The 15,817-nt window shown below is 55.0% G+C and carries 14 protein-coding genes; 13 read left to right on the top strand and 1 reads right to left on the bottom strand.

Annotation, left to right across the window (positions count from 1 at the left end):
• Positions 1-83 precede the first annotated feature (83 nt).
• The gene (gene holA, locus NSQ51_RS11470) at positions 84-1,121 is read left to right on the top strand and encodes a DNA polymerase III subunit delta (RefSeq protein ID WP_121649971.1); all 1,038 of its coding nucleotides are present in this window, start codon (positions 84-86) and stop codon (positions 1,119-1,121) included.
• Positions 1,122-1,236: 115 nt separating this feature from the next.
• On the opposite strand, the gene rpsT is transcribed toward holA, so the two are convergent.
• Positions 1,237-1,506 carry a 30S ribosomal protein S20 gene (gene rpsT, locus NSQ51_RS11465; protein ID WP_033014711.1) on the bottom strand — a complete coding sequence of 90 codons (270 nt, stop codon included), beginning with the start codon at positions 1,504-1,506 and terminating at the stop codon, positions 1,237-1,239.
• A gap of 172 nt (positions 1,507-1,678) precedes the next feature.
• On the opposite strand from rpsT, the gene gpr reads away from it, so the two are divergent.
• The 12 genes from gpr to mtaB all read left to right on the top strand — a co-directional run bounded on the left by gpr (position 1,679) and on the right by mtaB (position 15,813).
• A complete protein-coding gene (gene gpr, locus NSQ51_RS11460; RefSeq protein WP_033014710.1) occupies positions 1,679-2,800 on the top strand; it encodes a GPR endopeptidase in 1,122 nt (373 codons plus the stop codon).
• Positions 2,801-2,874: 74 nt separating this feature from the next.
• Positions 2,875-4,074, top strand: coding sequence for a stage II sporulation protein P (locus tag NSQ51_RS11455; RefSeq protein WP_049624505.1), 1,200 nt, complete (start codon positions 2,875-2,877; stop codon positions 4,072-4,074).
• 15 nt (positions 4,075-4,089) lie between these two features.
• On the top strand, positions 4,090-4,428 hold the full coding sequence (locus NSQ51_RS11450; protein WP_033009625.1) for a DUF3679 domain-containing protein: 339 nt from the start codon (positions 4,090-4,092) through the stop codon (positions 4,426-4,428).
• Between the two features lie 144 nt (positions 4,429-4,572).
• The gene (gene lepA, locus NSQ51_RS11445) at positions 4,573-6,402 is read left to right on the top strand and encodes a translation elongation factor 4 (RefSeq protein WP_033009627.1); all 1,830 of its coding nucleotides are present in this window, start codon (positions 4,573-4,575) and stop codon (positions 6,400-6,402) included.
• A 107-nt stretch (positions 6,403-6,509) separates the two neighbouring features.
• Complete coding sequence (gene hemW / locus NSQ51_RS11440; protein WP_049624504.1) at positions 6,510-7,649, top strand: radical SAM family heme chaperone HemW; 1,140 nt, start codon at positions 6,510-6,512, stop codon at positions 7,647-7,649.
• A gap of 83 nt (positions 7,650-7,732) precedes the next feature.
• The gene (gene hrcA / locus NSQ51_RS11435) at positions 7,733-8,767 is read left to right on the top strand and encodes a heat-inducible transcriptional repressor HrcA (protein ID WP_033014707.1); all 1,035 of its coding nucleotides are present in this window, start codon (positions 7,733-7,735) and stop codon (positions 8,765-8,767) included.
• Positions 8,768-8,864: 97 nt separating this feature from the next.
• On the top strand, positions 8,865-9,536 hold the full coding sequence (grpE, locus tag NSQ51_RS11430) for a nucleotide exchange factor GrpE (protein WP_033014705.1): 672 nt from the start codon (positions 8,865-8,867) through the stop codon (positions 9,534-9,536).
• A 22-nt stretch (positions 9,537-9,558) separates the two neighbouring features.
• Positions 9,559-11,379 (top strand): molecular chaperone DnaK, encoded by a 1,821-nt coding sequence (gene dnaK, locus NSQ51_RS11425; RefSeq protein WP_033009632.1) that lies wholly within the window; start codon positions 9,559-9,561, stop codon positions 11,377-11,379.
• A gap of 129 nt (positions 11,380-11,508) precedes the next feature.
• Positions 11,509-12,657 carry a molecular chaperone DnaJ gene (dnaJ, locus tag NSQ51_RS11420; RefSeq protein ID WP_033014701.1) on the top strand — a complete coding sequence of 383 codons (1,149 nt, stop codon included), beginning with the start codon at positions 11,509-11,511 and terminating at the stop codon, positions 12,655-12,657.
• 5 nt (positions 12,658-12,662) lie between these two features.
• The gene (prmA, locus tag NSQ51_RS11415; RefSeq protein ID WP_033009663.1) at positions 12,663-13,601 is read left to right on the top strand and encodes a 50S ribosomal protein L11 methyltransferase; all 939 of its coding nucleotides are present in this window, start codon (positions 12,663-12,665) and stop codon (positions 13,599-13,601) included.
• 18 nt (positions 13,602-13,619) lie between these two features.
• The gene (locus NSQ51_RS11410; RefSeq protein WP_049624503.1) at positions 13,620-14,396 is read left to right on the top strand and encodes a 16S rRNA (uracil(1498)-N(3))-methyltransferase; all 777 of its coding nucleotides are present in this window, start codon (positions 13,620-13,622) and stop codon (positions 14,394-14,396) included.
• A gap of 67 nt (positions 14,397-14,463) precedes the next feature.
• Positions 14,464-15,813 carry a tRNA (N(6)-L-threonylcarbamoyladenosine(37)-C(2))-methylthiotransferase MtaB gene (mtaB, locus tag NSQ51_RS11405; protein WP_033014697.1) on the top strand — a complete coding sequence of 450 codons (1,350 nt, stop codon included), beginning with the start codon at positions 14,464-14,466 and terminating at the stop codon, positions 15,811-15,813.
• Positions 15,814-15,817: the final 4 nt, after the last annotated feature.

The following is a 15,817-nucleotide window of genomic DNA, read 5'->3' as shown; positions in this document are numbered from 1 at the left end:
CGGAAGCCGGTTCCCTTGTAAAATGACGAAAAACGGTGTATCTTTTCTAGCAGAGACGTTTGCTAGGGAATGGAGACGGGAACATGCTGGAACGCGTATGGGGAAACATGGAAAAACGGCGTTTTTCTCTTCTTTATTTATTATACGGCAATGAGCCGTTTTTATTAACGGAAACGTATGAGCGGTTGGTGAACGCAGCGCTTGGCCCCGAGGAGCGCGAGTGGAACTTGGCTGTGTACGACTGCGAGGAAACGCCGGTCGAGGCGGCGCTTGAGGAGGCCGAGACGGTGCCGTTTTTCGGCGAGCGGCGCGTCATTTTGGTGAAGAATCCATATTTTTTTACGGCGGAAAAGGACAAAGAGATCGAGCACGATTTGGCTAAGCTGGAGAACTATTTCAGGGCGCCGGCGCCGTTCTCGATCGTCGTCTTTTTGGCGCCGTATGACAAGCTCGATGAGCGGAAAAGAATTACCAAGCTCGCCAAGGAGCAGTGCGAAGTTGTGGCCGCCGCCCCGCTCGCCGAAGCGGAGCTGCGCGCTTGGGTGCGCCGCCGGTTGGAAAGCCAAGGAGCATCGGTGGCCGAGGAAGCCATTGAGCTGCTTTTGCAGCGGGCCGGAACGCGGTTGTCCGCGCTGGCGAACGAAATCGACAAGCTCGCTTTGTTTGCCGGACCGGGTGGAGTGGTGGATGAGGCGGCCGTCGAGCAGCTTGTCGCTCGCACGCCGGAAGAAAACGTCTTTGCGCTTGTCGAACAAGTGGCGAGGCGCGATATCCCGGGAGCATTGCAGACGTTTTACGATTTGCTTGAACATAGTGAGGAGCCGATCAAAATTTTGGCGTTGCTTGCAAGCCATTTCCGCCTGTTGGCGCAAGTGAAATGGCTCGCCCAAACAGGTTATGGGCAGACGCAAATCGCTTCGGCCCTCAACGTGCATCCGTTCCGCGTCAAGCTCGCCCTTGCCCAAGCCGCCCGCTTTTCCGATGCGGAGCTGACGGAAGCGATCACCGAGCTGGCCGCCGCTGATTATGACGTAAAAAGCGGAGCCATGGACCGCCGGTTGGCCGTTGAGCTGTTGTTGATGCGTTGGGGCGCTCGCCCGGGGCGGAAAAGCCAGCGATAAAAAGCATGCGTCGTTGGCTTTTTTGCCGTCTGCTTCGCCTGCATGGCGGCGCCACAAAGAAACACAAAGAAAAAAGTGGGGACAAAAAAACGACCTGGCGCCAGGTCGTTTTTCATTAGGAAGCTTGAATGCTGTTCAATTTTTTCGCTAAGCGCGATTTTTGCCGGCTGGCGGCATTTTTATGGATAAGGCCTTTGCTCGCGGCTTTGTCTAATTTTTTCGACGCGACAATGAACGCTTCTTTCGCTTTTTCCACGTCTTTCAATTCAACGAGCGCTTCAAATTTTTTGATAGCCGTGCGCATGGCCGATTTCATCGAGGCGTTGTGGGCCCGACGTTTTTCGCTCGTTTTCGCGCGTTTGATCGCCGATCTAATGTTCGCCACGTCCGTTCACCTCCGTTATCGTTCCGATTTTTCCTCTGAACAAGAACAAGTGTTATTCTATCAAACGTGTTTTGATTATGCAAGAGTGTTCAAGCAAAAATCCTTTACGAAATATGAATGACGGCGTTTCATTGCGGCGACAATAAAAGAAAACGGCACAAGGAGGAACGACATGAAACAGCAGCCGCTCGATTTGCGCATGTATTCGGTGCGCACCGACTTGGCGATCGAGGCGCATGAAATTGCGGTCGAGGAGCGTTTGCAACAAAAAAAGGAAGGCGCCTCCCCGATTGAGGGGGTCATCATCCGCGACCAAGAGATCGATGGCGTCAAGCTGTCGCACGCGCACGTCACAGAACAAGGAGCGGCATCGATCGGCAAAAAGCCGGGCCATTATGTGACGATTGAGGCGCAAGGCATCCGTGAACAAAATACGGAATTGCAGCAAAAAGTGCAGCGTATTTTTTCGGAACAACTGAGCGCCTTTTTACAACGGCTCCGCATTCCCGAGCAAGCGAGCTGCCTAATTGTCGGGCTTGGCAACCAAAACGTCACGCCGGATGCGCTTGGGCCGTTGACGGTGGAAAACGTGCTTGTCACCCGTCATCTGTTTCAATTGCAGCCGGAAAGTGTTGAGGAAGGATTTCGCCCGGTGAGCGCCCTCGCTCCAGGGGTGATGGGAACGACCGGCATTGAGACGAGCGATATTATTGATGGCGTCGTCCGGAAAACGAAGCCGGATTTTGTCATCGTCATCGATGCGCTGGCCGCCCGTTCAATCGAACGGGTCAACGCGACGATCCAAATTTCCGACACCGGCATCCACCCCGGCTCGGGCGTTGGCAATAAGCGGAAAGAACTGAGCTACGAGACGCTCGGCATCCCGGTCATCTCGATCGGCGTCCCGACGGTCGTCGATGCCGTTTCGATCACAAGCGATACGATCGATTTCATTTTAAAGCATTTCGGCCGCGAAATGCGCGAAAGCCAGCGGCCGTCAAGCGCGCTGGCTCCGGCCGGCTGGGCGTTCGGGCGCAAAAAGAAGCTGACGGAGCAAGATATGCCGTCGCCAACCGAACGGTCGACGTTTCTCGGCATGATCGGCACGCTTGGTGATGAAGAAAAGCGGCGTCTGATTTACGAAGTGCTCGCCCCGCTCGGTCATAACTTAATGGTGACGCCAAAAGAGGTCGATTCGTTCATCGGCGATATGGCGAACTTACTGGCCGGCGGCTTGAACGCGGCGCTGCACCGGCAGGTTGACCAAGGTAACGTCGGCTCTTACACCCACTAGACAAAAAACGGTTCTATCTTTCCCGGCTTGGCCATACGTTAAAGTGAGGAGACAAGCCGGGAAAGGGTGGGAATATGAAACGATGGCGCTCCCCCAACGTCGTGATCGCCGTTCCAGGAGCCAGCTTAAAAAAAATGTTTATGCTCATCATCCTTGGATGCATGATGATGTTTATGCTCGTCGGAGCGCTTACGTCGCTGCGGCCCGAATACCGTCCGTCGTCATCATCGCTGAACAATATGGCCGCCCATTTTCCGGAAGAGATGTTCATTCGCCTGTTTGGGCTCGAAAACCGGTATTTTCTCCAAATGCTTCCAAAAGAACGGCAACAGACGAACTATTCATCGCTGTTGTTCCGCTTGGCGACAAGCATCAACCCCGACGATCCGCGCAGCTTGCTCGGCAGCGAGCTGCCGGGCTTTGCCTTGTATGACAGCAAAATTTTAATCGCCGGAGAAGGGACCGACTACACGAACATCCCGTATGAGTCGGCGCCGCCGCTGGAAGTGATGTTTGCCGAGCGGCAGGCGTCGGTCGAGGAGCTTGAGCAAGCCGAGCAAACCCAAGACGAAAAAGCGCTCCCTCCCCCGAAGCAAACGACGCAAGGCCGAAAAGTCGTCTATATTTACCATACACATACGCGCGAGTCGTATTTGCCGGCTTTAAAAGGCGTAACCGATCCAAATTTGGCGTTTCATCGGAGCGTGAATGTGACCAAAGTCGGGGAGAAATTGATGGAAGAATTGGAGAAGAGGGGCATCGGCGCGCAAGTGAACAAAACCGACATCGAAGCGGAGCTGTTGAAAAAAGGAATGACATACACACAGGCGTATAACATGTCGCGGCAGACGGTCGTGGCAGCGATGAAGCAAAACCGTGACTTGCAATATTTTATTGACATTCACCGCGATGCGCGTCGCCGGAAGTATACGACCACGACGATCAACGGTGTTGATTACGCGCGCGTGGCGTTTATCGTCGGCGGTGAGAACGCGGAATACGAAAAAAACTTGCAGCTGGCGACCGAGCTGCACCATTTGCTGCAGAAGAAATACCCGGGGTTGAGCCGCGGGGTCATTAAGAAGCAAGGAGCAGGAACAAATGGGAAATTTAACCAAGATTTATCCAGGAACGCCATTTTAGTGGAGTTTGGCGGCGTCGACAATACGTTCGCCGAGCTGTTCCGTTCGGCTACGGCCTTTGCCGATGTGTTCAGCGAGTATTATTGGCAGGCGGAAAAAGTCGAGGCGCCGGCTCCGGCGGAGAAAAAGTAAAAAGGGGCATCGCATATGGCAAGATGGTTCATCCGGTTTAGCGCAGCGCTTTTCCTCTTGTTTTTTGGCGTGCTGCTCGGCATGCAGCAGGCGCACCGCGGCATTGAGAAGATGCGCGGCTATGCGGATCCGTCGCTTCCCGCCGTCATTGATCTCGAGAAAAACGGAAACGGGGAGATTGAGGCAGCCGTGTTCGGGCAGACAGTGGCGGCGGGTGATTTGCAGAAAAAACAAGAAGTGGTTCGGGAACTGAAAACGTTCAACCTCTTTTCTGAACTCGGCCGGCGGCTGGCCGATGGCGCAACCGCGCTTGTGGAAACGTTGCTGTCATTCGCTGGGCGGGCCGTCGACTAAATCGGTCCGCCGCTTTCGGCGCGGCGCCGGCAGACGATTTACCGCCTCGTATGGGCGGCTTTTTTGTTTGTCATTGAATCTTCTCTCCTCTGTTGCTATAATCAAAGCTAGTGTAGTTTTGCGAAAAAGCAGGAGTGAGAGACGATGAACCGGGAAGAACGGTTGAAACGGCAGGAACGGATTCGCAACTTTTCCATTATCGCTCATATTGACCACGGAAAATCGACGCTTGCGGACCGCATTTTGGAAAAAACAGGCGCGCTGTCGGAGCGCGAGTTGCGCGAGCAGACGTTGGACATGATGGATCTTGAGCGCGAGCGCGGCATTACGATCAAATTGAATGCGGTCCAGTTGACATACAAAGCGAAAAATGGCGAGGAGTATATTTTCCATTTGATCGATACGCCGGGCCATGTCGATTTTACGTACGAAGTGTCGCGCAGCTTGGCGGCCTGCGAGGGAGCGATTTTGGTCGTCGATGCGGCGCAAGGCATCGAAGCGCAGACGCTTGCAAATGTGTATTTAGCGATCGATAACAACTTGGAAATTTTGCCTGTTATTAACAAAATTGATTTGCCAAGCGCCGAACCGGAGCGCGTCCGCCAAGAAATCGAGGACGTCATCGGCCTCGATGCGTCTGAAGCCGTGCTCGCTTCAGCGAAAGTCGGCATCGGCATTGAAGAAATCTTGGAACAAATCGTGGAGAAAATTCCCGCTCCGTCGGGCGATCCAGACGCGCCGCTGAAAGCGCTCATTTTCGACTCGCTTTACGACCCGTACCGCGGCGTTGTCGCGTATGTCCGCATTGTCGACGGGACGGTGAAGCCGGGCCAGCGCATTAAAATGATGTCGACCGGCAAAGAATTTGAAGTGACCGAAGTCGGCGTCTTTACGCCGAAACAAAAAATCGTCGACGAGCTCACGGTCGGCGATGTCGGCTATTTGACAGCGTCCATTAAAAATGTCAAAGATACGCGTGTCGGCGATACGATCACCGACGCCGAACGGCCGGCCGCCGAGCCGCTCCCCGGCTACCGGAAGCTCAACCCGATGGTGTTTTGCGGCATGTATCCGATCGATACGGCGCGCTACAATGACTTGCGCGAGGCGCTCGAGAAGCTGCAATTGAACGATGCGGCGCTCCACTTTGAGCCGGAAACGTCGCAGGCGCTTGGGTTCGGCTTCCGCTGTGGGTTTCTCGGCTTGCTGCATATGGAAATCATTCAAGAGCGGATTGAGCGCGAGTTTCATATCGACTTAATTACGACGGCTCCGAGCGTCGTCTACAAAGTTCATTTGACCGATGGCACCGAAGTTTCGGTCGACAATCCGACGAACATGCCGGATCCACAGAAAATCGACCGCATCGAAGAGCCGTATGTGAAGGCGACGATCATGGTACCGAACGACTACGTCGGGCCGGTCATGGAGCTGTGCCAAGGAAAGCGCGGCACGTTCGTTGATATGCAATATTTGGACGAAAAGCGGGTCATGCTGATTTATGACATTCCGCTGTCGGAAATCGTGTACGACTTTTTTGACGCCTTAAAGTCGAACACGAAAGGGTACGCGTCATTCGACTATGAGTTGATCGGCTATCGGCCGTCCAATCTTGTCAAAATGGACATTTTGTTGAATGGCGAAAAAATTGACGCTTTGTCGTTTATCGTCCATCGCGAGGCGGCGTACGAACGCGGCAAAGTGATCGTGGAAAAACTGAAAGACTTAATTCCGCGCCAGCAGTTTGAGGTGCCGGTGCAAGCCGCCATCGGCAACAAAATCATCGCCCGCTCGACGATCAAGGCGCTGCGCAAAAACGTGCTCGCCAAATGTTACGGCGGCGACGTGTCACGGAAGCGAAAGCTGCTCGAGAAGCAAAAGGAAGGAAAAAAACGGATGAAACAAATCGGCTCGGTCGAAGTGCCGCAAGAAGCGTTTATGGCTGTCTTGAAAATCGACGACCAGAAAAAATGACGGGCAAGGCTGTCTCCTTCGGGGATGGCCTTGTTTGTTTATCGCCATGCGACGCTGACGGGAAGATGAGGGACGGCAGTCCGGCTGCAGCCGAAGGGAGGATGACGATGGCAACATCAGCATATTTTCACATTCCGTTTTGCGCCCATATTTGCCATTATTGCGATTTTAACAAAGTGTTTGCTGCCGGTCAGCCGATTGACGACTATTTGCGGGCGATGGACAAGGAAATGGCGCGGACGGCGGCAGAGTTCGGCAACCGTCTTGAGACGCTGTTTATCGGCGGCGGCACGCCGACGGTGCTGGAGCCGGCGCAGCTTGGGCGCTTGCTTGAGAGCATTCACCGCCATTTTCAGTTTGATCCGCAAACGGCTGAATTTACGGTTGAGGCGAACCCGGATGGGCTGACGAAAGAAAAACTCGCCGTTCTCCGCGAAGCCGGGGTCAATCGGTTGAGCCTTGGGGTGCAGACGTTTGATGACCGGCTTCTGCAAGCGATCGGCCGCACGCACCGGCGCGGGGATATCGTGCAGGCGGTAGAGCGGGCGAGGGAGGCCGGGTTTGCCAACATCAGCCTCGATCTGATGTACGGGCTTCCCGGGCAGACGCTTGAGCAGTTTCTCGCCGATTTGGACGCCGCGTTTTCGCTTCACGTTCCGCACCTCTCCGCCTATTCGCTTATCCTTGAGCCGAAAACGATCTTTTACAACGAGTGGCGCAAGGGCCGACTCCATCTCCCGGGAGAAGAGGCGGAAGCGGCCATGTACGAAGCGGCGATGGAGCGAACCGAAGCGTGCGGCTACCAGCAGTATGAAATCAGCAATTACGCGTTTCCGGGGTTTGAAAGCCGTCACAACCTCACTTATTGGAACAACGAAGAGTATTACGGCATCGGCGCCGGGGCGCACAGCTATATCGGCGGGGTGCGGCGCGCCAATATCGGTCCGGTCCGCCATTACATCGCCAAGGTGGACAACGGCGAATGGCCGCACCGCGATGTGCACCGGTTGACGCTTCAAGAGCAAATGGAAGAGGAAATGTTTTTAGGGTTGCGCAAAACGGAAGGAGTGTCGAAAGTTCGCTTCCGGCAAAAGTTTGGCCGCGATATGCACGATATCTTCGGCAAGGCGATCCGCGCCGAAGTGGAAAACGGGCGCTTGGAAGAAACGGAGACCCACGTCCGCTTGACAAAGCGCGGCAAGCTGCTCGGCAACGAAGTGTTCGCCGCCTTTCTCGGCGAAATGTAAAGATTGACATTTGCCGGGCGATTTGTTACCCTAGTAATAGATTTAGCACTCGAATTGATCGAGTGCTAATAGAGGTGAGAAACGTGTTAACGGACCGCCAACTGCTGATTTTGCAGGTGATTATCGACGATTTCATTCGTTCCGGGCAGCCGGTCGGTTCGCGGACGTTATCGAAAAAGCACCAAATTGCGTTCAGTTCAGCGACGATTCGCAATGAAATGGCGGATTTGGAAGAGCTCGGCTACATTGAAAAAACGCACATTTCCTCTGGCCGCGTGCCGTCGGAAAAAGGGTATCGGTACTACGTCGACCATCTGCTGCCGCCGCAGCGGCTGACAAGAGCCGATATTCAGAAAATCCGCTCCGTGTTTACCGAACGCATCTATGAGCTCGAGAAGCTGATGCAAAAGTCGGCGCAAATTTTATCCGACTTGACGAACTACACGTCGATCGCCCTCGGTCCGGCGTTTAAAGAAAGCAAACTGAAGCGAATGCAAATCGTTCCGCTCAACGAGCAGACGGCTGTGGCCATCGTTGTGACCGATAACGGCCATGTCGAAAACCGGGTCGTGACGATTCCGCCATCGGTCAACGCCGGCGACCTTGAAAAGATGGTCAACATTTTGAACGGGCGGCTCAGCGGCGTTCCGCTCATCGATTTAAAAGAAAAAATCAAGACGGAAGTGGCCGATGTGCTGCGCCGGCACATCCGCAATTATGACAGCCTGCTCAATATGCTGATCGACACGCTCGATCTTCCTGAAGAGGAGAAAATGTTTTTCGCCGGCACAGCCAACATGCTCAATCAGCCGGAATTCAGCGACATTGAAAAAGTGCGCCCGCTTCTGAACATCATTGAGCAGGAAAAAGACATTTACCGTCTGCTTCGCAAGCAAAGCCAAAAAGGGGTGCAGGTGTCGATCGGCCGGGAAAACGAATTGCACGGCATGGAAAACTGCAGCCTCATTACGGCGACATACTCGGTCGGCGAGGAGCCGCTCGGAACGATCGCGATTCTCGGGCCGACGCGCATGGAGTATTCGCGCGTCATCACGGTGTTGAACCGCGTCGCTTCCGATTTGTCGGCCGCGCTGACGAAATGGTATCAAAATCAGTAACAATGGCCATATTGGTTAACGGATGGATTCGCCAATCCATCTGTTCCTTGTGGCCATTGATACATAGAATGACGAGCCCGAAGGGGAGGTGAAGGCAATGGAACAAGGGGACAAACGTGCTGGTCAAGCTACATACAACGAGCCGGAGATGGAACAGCCGGCATCGGCGGAAGAGGCAGGCGTGCCACCGGAAGGCGAAAGGGACGACGCTAGGCAAAACGATGCCGCCGGGCAAGGCGATGGGAAGCCGGCGGAGGCTTCAGCGGGGGCCGAACCTGCCGGGGAGGAGCGCGCCGAGACAGAGGAGCTGGCTGCCGCCAAAGCGCAAGTAGCGGAGCTGGAAGCGAAGCTGGCTGAGATGGAACACCGCTATCTCCGTCTGTATGCCGATTTTGAAAACTTCCGCCGCCGGACGCGCCAAGAGCTGGAAGCGGCTGAAAAATACCGCGCCCAAAGTTTGGCGAGCGATTTGCTTCCGGTGCTCGACAACTTTGAGCGCGCGTTGAAAATAGAGACGGAAAACGAGCAGGCAAAATCGATTTTGCAAGGAATGGAGATGGTGTATCGCTCGCTTTTGGACGCCTTGAAAAAAGAAGGCGTCGAGGCGATTGAGGCGGTCGGAAAACCGTTTGACCCCCATCTGCATCAGGCGGTCATGCAGACGGACGAAGATGGCTATGAGCCGAATACAGTCGTCGAAGAGCTGCAAAAAGGCTACAAGCTGAAAGACCGCATTCTCCGTCCTGCGATGGTCAAAGTCAGCCAATAACGGAAATGGAGGGTGATGAGCGATGAGTAAAATTATCGGCATTGACTTAGGAACAACGAACTCTTGCGTCGCCGTGCTCGAAGGCGGCGAGGCGAAAGTCATCCCGAACCCGGAAGGAAACCGCACGACCCCATCGGTTGTGGCGTTCAAAAACGGGGAGCGCTTAGTGGGCGAAGTCGCCAAACGGCAGGCGATCACGAACCCGAACACGATCATCTCGATCAAGCGCCATATGGGCACGGACTACAAAGTGGAGATTGAAGGAAAGCAATATACGCCGCAAGAAATTTCAGCCATCATTTTGCAATATTTGAAATCGTACGCCGAAGACTACTTGGGCGAACCGGTGACGCGGGCGGTCATTACGGTGCCGGCCTATTTCAACGACGCGCAGCGCCAAGCGACGAAAGACGCCGGCCGCATCGCCGGGCTTGAAGTCGAGCGCATCATCAACGAGCCGACGGCAGCAGCGCTTGCTTACGGCCTCGACAAAGAAGAGGATCAAACGATTCTCGTCTATGACTTGGGCGGCGGAACGTTTGACGTTTCGATTTTGGAGCTTGGCGACGGCGTCTTTGAAGTGAAAGCGACCGCCGGCGACAACCATTTGGGCGGCGACGATTTCGACCAAGTGATCATCGATTATTTGGTCAATCAGTTCAAACAAGAGCACGGCATCGATTTGTCCAAAGACAAAATGGCGCTCCAGCGCTTGAAAGATGCGGCTGAAAAGGCGAAAAAAGAACTGTCGGGCGTGACGCAGACGCAAATTTCGCTGCCGTTTATCAGCGCCAATGAAAACGGTCCGCTTCACTTGGAAACGACGCTCACGCGGGCGAAGTTTGAAGAACTGTCCGCCCACCTCGTTGAACGGACGATGGGGCCGGTTCGCCAGGCGTTGCAAGATGCCGGCTTGACACCTGCCGATATTGACAAAGTCATTTTGGTTGGCGGTTCGACCCGCATTCCAGCTGTCCAGGAAGCGATTAAGCGCGAGCTTGGCAAAGAGCCGCATAAAGGCGTCAATCCGGACGAAGTCGTGGCGATCGGCGCCGCGATCCAAGGCGGGGTCATTGCCGGCGAAGTGAAAGATGTCGTCTTGCTTGACGTCACACCGCTGTCGCTCGGCATTGAGACGATGGGCGGCGTATTTACGAAATTGATCGAGCGGAACACGACCATTCCGACAAGCAAGTCGCAAGTGTTCACAACAGCCGCCGACAACCAAACGACAGTAGACATTCATGTGCTGCAAGGGGAGCGTCCGATGGCGGCGGACAACAAAACGCTCGGCCGCTTCCAGCTGACTGGGATTCCGCCGGCGCCGCGCGGCGTGCCGCAAATTGAAGTGACGTTTGACATTGACGCCAACGGCATCGTCCATGTGCGCGCGAAAGACTTGGGGACGAACAAAGAACAGTCGATCACGATCAAATCGTCGTCCGGCCTGTCGGAAGAAGAAATCCAGCGCATGATCAAAGAGGCAGAAGAAAACGCCGAAGCCGACCGGAAGCGGAAAGAGGCTGCCGAACTGCGCAATGAAGCGGACCAGCTTATTTTCACGACAGAAAAAACGTTAAAAGAAGTCGAAGGAAAAGTGAGCGCCGATGAGATCAAGAAAGCGCAAGAGGCAAAAGATGCGTTGAAGGCGGCGCTTGAGAAAAACGACATCGATGACATCCGCAAGAAAAAAGACGCGCTGCAGGAAGCGGTGCAGCAGCTGTCGATCAAGCTGTATGAGCAAGCGGCGAAACAGGCGCAAGACGCTGGAGCGCAAGCCGACGCGGCCAAACGGGACAACGTTGTTGATGCGGAATTTGAGGAAGTGAAGGATGACAAATAATGCTGCCGAAAGTCAAAGTCAGGCCTGCCTTGGCTTTGACTTTTTTTCTAGCATTCACATATTGCCATTAACCAAAGGGAAATGATAAAATAAAATTTATGTGAATGAATCGGGAGTGGATGATCAACGATGGCGAAGCGCGATTACTACGAAGTTCTCGGCGTCAGCAAAAACGCGACGAAAGACGAGATCAAAAAAGCGTACCGAAAGCTTTCGAAGCAGTATCATCCAGACATTAACAAAGCGCCGGACGCCGCGGAAAAGTTTAAAGAAATTAAAGAGGCGTACGAAGTATTGAGCGACGACGAAAAGCGGGCCCGCTACGACCGGTTCGGCCATGCCGACCCGAACGAAGCGTTTGGCGGCGGCGGATTCCGAGGCGGAGGGTTTGATTTCGGCGGCTTTAGCGGCTTTGGCGGGTTTGAAGATATTTTTGAGACGTTTTTCGGCGGCGGGCCGCGCCAGCGGGCGAGCGGGCCGCGCAAAGGGGCCGATGTGGAATACATGATGACGCTCACATTTGAGGAAGCGGCATTTGGAAAAGAAACGGAAATTGAAGTGCCGCGCGAAGAGACGTGCGAAACGTGCCATGGCAGCGGCGCCAAACCGGGCACAAGCCCCCAGCCGTGCTCACGTTGCGGCGGCAGCGGGCAAATCACGAGCGAGCAGGCGACGCCGTTTGGCCGCATCATCAACCGTCGGACATGTCCGACATGTGGCGGGACGGGCCGGTACATTCCGGAAAAATGTCCGACATGCGGCGGGACGGGCCGCGTCAAGCAACGGAAAAAGATTCATGTCAAAATCCCGGCCGGCGTCGACGACGGCCAGCAGCTGCGTGTCGCCGGCCAAGGGGAGCCAGGGGTCAACGGCGGGCCGCCGGGGGACTTGTACATCATTTTCCGAGTGGAGCCGCATGAATTTTTCGAGCGCGACGGGCTCGACATTTATTGTGAAGTGCCGCTTTCCTTTGCTCAAGCGGCGCTCGGCGATGAGATTGAGGTGCCGACGCTCTATGGCGATGTGAAGTTGAAAATTCCGGCCGGCACGCAAACGGGCACGCGCTTCCGCCTGAGAGGGAAAGGAGTGCCAAACGTGCGCGGCTATGGACAGGGGGATCAGCACGTCATCGTCCGCGTCGTGACGCCGACAAAGCTGACGGAAAAACAAAAGCAACTGCTGCGCGAGTTTGACCGGCTTGGTGGGGAGACGATGCACGACGGGCCGCACGGCCGTTTTTTTGAGAAAGTCAAAAAGGCGTTTAAAGGAGAAGCGTGAGCGCGATGAAATGGTCGGAAATCAGCATTCATACGACGCACGAGGCGGTCGAGGCGATTTCGAACATTTTGCATGAGGCCGGCGCCGGCGGCGTGGTCATTGAAGATCCGTACGATCTTGTGAAAGACCGCGATGACTGGTACGGGGAAATCGTCGAACTCAATCCGGACGATTATCCGGAAGAAGGCGTCATCATTAAGGCGTATTTGCCGGTCAACAGCTTTCTTGGCGAAACAGTCGAACAAATTAAACAAGCGATTAACAATTTATGGCTATATGATATTGACCTTGGAAAAAATAAGATTACATTGAGCGAAGTGAATGAGGAAGAGTGGGCGACGGCGTGGAAAAAGCATTATCATCCGGTGAAAGTGTCGGAGAAGTTTACGATCGTGCCGACGTGGGAAACGTATGAGCCGGTTTCCGATGATGAGTTGATCATTGAAATGGATCCGGGCATGGCGTTTGGCACCGGCACCCACCCGACGACGGTCATGTGCCTGCAGGCGCTCGAAAAATATGTGCGCCCCGGCGATGCGGTCATTGACGTCGGCACCGGCTCCGGCATTTTAAGCATCGCTGCGGCGATGCTCGGCGCCCGGTCGGTGCGGGCGTTCGATTTGGATCCGGTCGCAGTCGACAGCGCACGGCTGAACGTCAAGCTCAATAAAGTGCAGTCGGTCGTTACGGTGGCGCAAAACAATTTGCTTGACCATGTCGATGAGCCGGCTGATGTGATTGTCGCCAACATTTTGGCGGAAATCATTTTGCGTTTTGCCTCCGACGCTTTCCGGCTGCTGAAGCCGGGCGGCCGCTTCATCACCTCCGGCATCATCCAGGCGAAAAAGCAGGACGTCAAAGACGGGCTGCTGGCGGCTGGGTTTGTCATTGAGGAAGTGAACGTGATGGAAGATTGGGTCGCGTTAGTCGCCATCAAGTCGTAAACAAAGAAGGGATGTTCGTTGCAGCGATATTTCGTTTCCGAACGGGAGCGCCGAGGCGAAGTCGTCACGATCAGCGGCGCTGACGCGCACCATATCGCCCGCGTCATGCGCATGAAGCCGGGGGATGCGATCGCTTGCGTCTTTCCGGACGGGCGCACGGCTGTATGCAGCATTGAACAAATTGCCAGTGATCATGTGCGCGCCCGTATTGTACAATGGAAGGAAGAGGGACGCGAATTGCCGGTGCGCATTTATATCGCCCAGGGGCTGCCGAAAGGCGAAAAGTGGGAGTTTGTCATCCAAAAAGGGACGGAGCTTGGCGCCGCCGGCTTTCTGCCGTTTTTCGCCGCCCGTTCGGTCGTCAAATGGGACATGAAGAAAGCGGAGAAAAAAGTGGAACGGTGGAAAAAAATTGCGAAAGAGGCGGCCGAACAGGCGGAACGCACGTCATTGCCCGAGGTGCGGGCGCCGCTTTCGCTGGACGCGCTGCTTGCTTTTGGCGAAACGGTGGATCAACGTCTATTCGCCTATGAAGAAGAAGGGCGCGGGGGACGGCACGGTTCGCTGCCGGCGCTGCTTGCCGGCCTCAAGCCCGGCGGCACGCTGCTAGCCGTGTTCGGACCTGAGGGTGGATTTAGCCCTGAGGAGGCAAAGCGGCTCCGACAAGGCGGCTTTTTGCCGTGCAGCCTTGGCCCGCGCATTTTGCGCACGGAAACGGCGCCGCTTTATCTGCTTACCGCGGCTTCCTATGAATGGGAGCTGCGCGCGCCAGATTGGGAGGCGGCGCAACAGTAATCAACGGTTTGAACAAATTCAGTCATGCTGCTAGCTCAGCGGCATGGCCTGCAGTGAGGTGAACAACATGCCAACAGTGGCTTTCCATACATTAGGCTGCAAAGTCAATCATTACGAAACAGAGGCGATTTGGCAGCTGTTTAAAAAGGCCGGCTACGAACGGACGGAGTTTGAGAGCCGCGCCGATGTGTATGTGATCAACACGTGCACAGTGACGAACACCGGCGACAAAAAAAGCCGCCAAGTCATCCGTCGTGCGGTGCGCCGCAATCCGGATGCCGTCGTCTGCGTGACCGGCTGCTATGCGCAAACATCGCCGGCGGAAGTGATGGCGATTCCGGGCGTCGATATTGTCATCGGCACGCAAGACCGGCATAAAATTTTGGACTACGTTGAGCAGTTTCAGCGCGAGCGCCAGCCGATCAACGCGGTCCATAACATTATGAAAACGCGCGTGTTTGAGGAAATGGATGTGCCGTCGTTCACCGACCGGACGCGGGCATCGTTGAAAATTCAAGAAGGGTGCAACAACTTTTGCACGTTTTGCATCATCCCGTGGGCGCGCGGCTTGATGCGTTCGCGCAATCCAAAAGAAATCATCCGCCAGGCGCGCCAGCTTGTCGCCGCCGGCTATAAGGAAATCGTGTTGACCGGCATTCATACGGGCGGCTACGGCACCGATCTAAAAGACTATAACTTCGCGGCGCTGCTGCGCGATTTGGATGAGCAAGTGCCGGGGCTGAAACGGATTCGCATTTCGTCGATTGAGGCGAGCCAAATTACCGATGAAGTGATCGATGTGTTGCAGCGTTCGGACAAAATCGTTCGCCATTTGCACATTCCGCTTCAATCCGGGTCGAACACGGTGCTCAAGCGGATGCGCCGCAAATATACGGTGGAATTTTTCGCCGAGCGGCTTGCCCGCCTGCGGGAAGTGTTCCCGGAACTCGCCGTAACGTCCGATGTCATCGTCGGTTTTCCGGGTGAAACGGAAGAGGAATTTATGGAAACGTACCACTTTATCCGCGAGCAGCAGTTTTCCGAGCTGCACGTCTTTCCGTATTCGAAGCGGACTGGCACACCGGCGGCGCGCATGCCGGACCAAGTGGACGAAGAGACGAAACATGACCGCGTCCGCCGACTCATTGCCCTATCTGATCAGCTGGCGAAAGAATACGCGTCGCGATTTGAAGGGCACGTGCTCGAAGTCATTCCAGAAGAGCAAGACAAAGATCATCCGGGCATGTATATCGGCTATACGGACAACTATTTGAAAGTCCGTTTCCCGGGGACAGAAGAGATGGTCGGCGAACTCGTGAAAGTAAAAATCACGAAAGCCGGCTACCCGTACAACGAAGGTGAGTTTGTCCGCATTGTGCCGGATGGGGCAGCTCATCCCGTAAAGTTAAGCTCATAACCTG

This window comes from Geobacillus sp. FSL K6-0789, from assembly GCF_038593135.1.
In the GTDB taxonomy this organism is placed as follows: Bacteria; Bacillota; Bacilli; order Bacillales; family Anoxybacillaceae; genus Geobacillus; species Geobacillus stearothermophilus.
Note: the sequence above shows the minus strand (reverse complement) of the source record. Positions and strands in the feature narration are given on the sequence as shown.

What these genes read in the sequence shown, in the direction of transcription:
- dnaJ (WP_033014701.1), top strand. Translation starts at nt 11,509, where the DNA reads ATGGCGAAGCGCGATTACTACGAAGTTCTCGGCGTCAGCAAAAACGCG.
- gpr (WP_033014710.1), top strand. Translation starts at nt 1,679, where the DNA reads ATGAAACAGCAGCCGCTCGATTTGCGCATGTATTCGGTGCGCACCGAC.
- prmA (WP_033009663.1), top strand. Translation starts at nt 12,663, where the DNA reads ATGAAATGGTCGGAAATCAGCATTCATACGACGCACGAGGCGGTCGAG.
- NSQ51_RS11455 (WP_049624505.1), top strand. Translation starts at nt 2,875, where the DNA reads ATGAAACGATGGCGCTCCCCCAACGTCGTGATCGCCGTTCCAGGAGCC.
- hemW (WP_049624504.1), top strand. Translation starts at nt 6,510, where the DNA reads ATGGCAACATCAGCATATTTTCACATTCCGTTTTGCGCCCATATTTGC.
- lepA (WP_033009627.1), top strand. Translation starts at nt 4,573, where the DNA reads ATGAACCGGGAAGAACGGTTGAAACGGCAGGAACGGATTCGCAACTTT.
- dnaK (WP_033009632.1), top strand. Translation starts at nt 9,559, where the DNA reads ATGAGTAAAATTATCGGCATTGACTTAGGAACAACGAACTCTTGCGTC.
- holA (WP_121649971.1), top strand. Translation starts at nt 84, where the DNA reads ATGCTGGAACGCGTATGGGGAAACATGGAAAAACGGCGTTTTTCTCTT.
- mtaB (WP_033014697.1), top strand. Translation starts at nt 14,464, where the DNA reads ATGCCAACAGTGGCTTTCCATACATTAGGCTGCAAAGTCAATCATTAC.
- NSQ51_RS11450 (WP_033009625.1), top strand. Translation starts at nt 4,090, where the DNA reads ATGGCAAGATGGTTCATCCGGTTTAGCGCAGCGCTTTTCCTCTTGTTT.
- grpE (WP_033014705.1), top strand. Translation starts at nt 8,865, where the DNA reads ATGGAACAAGGGGACAAACGTGCTGGTCAAGCTACATACAACGAGCCG.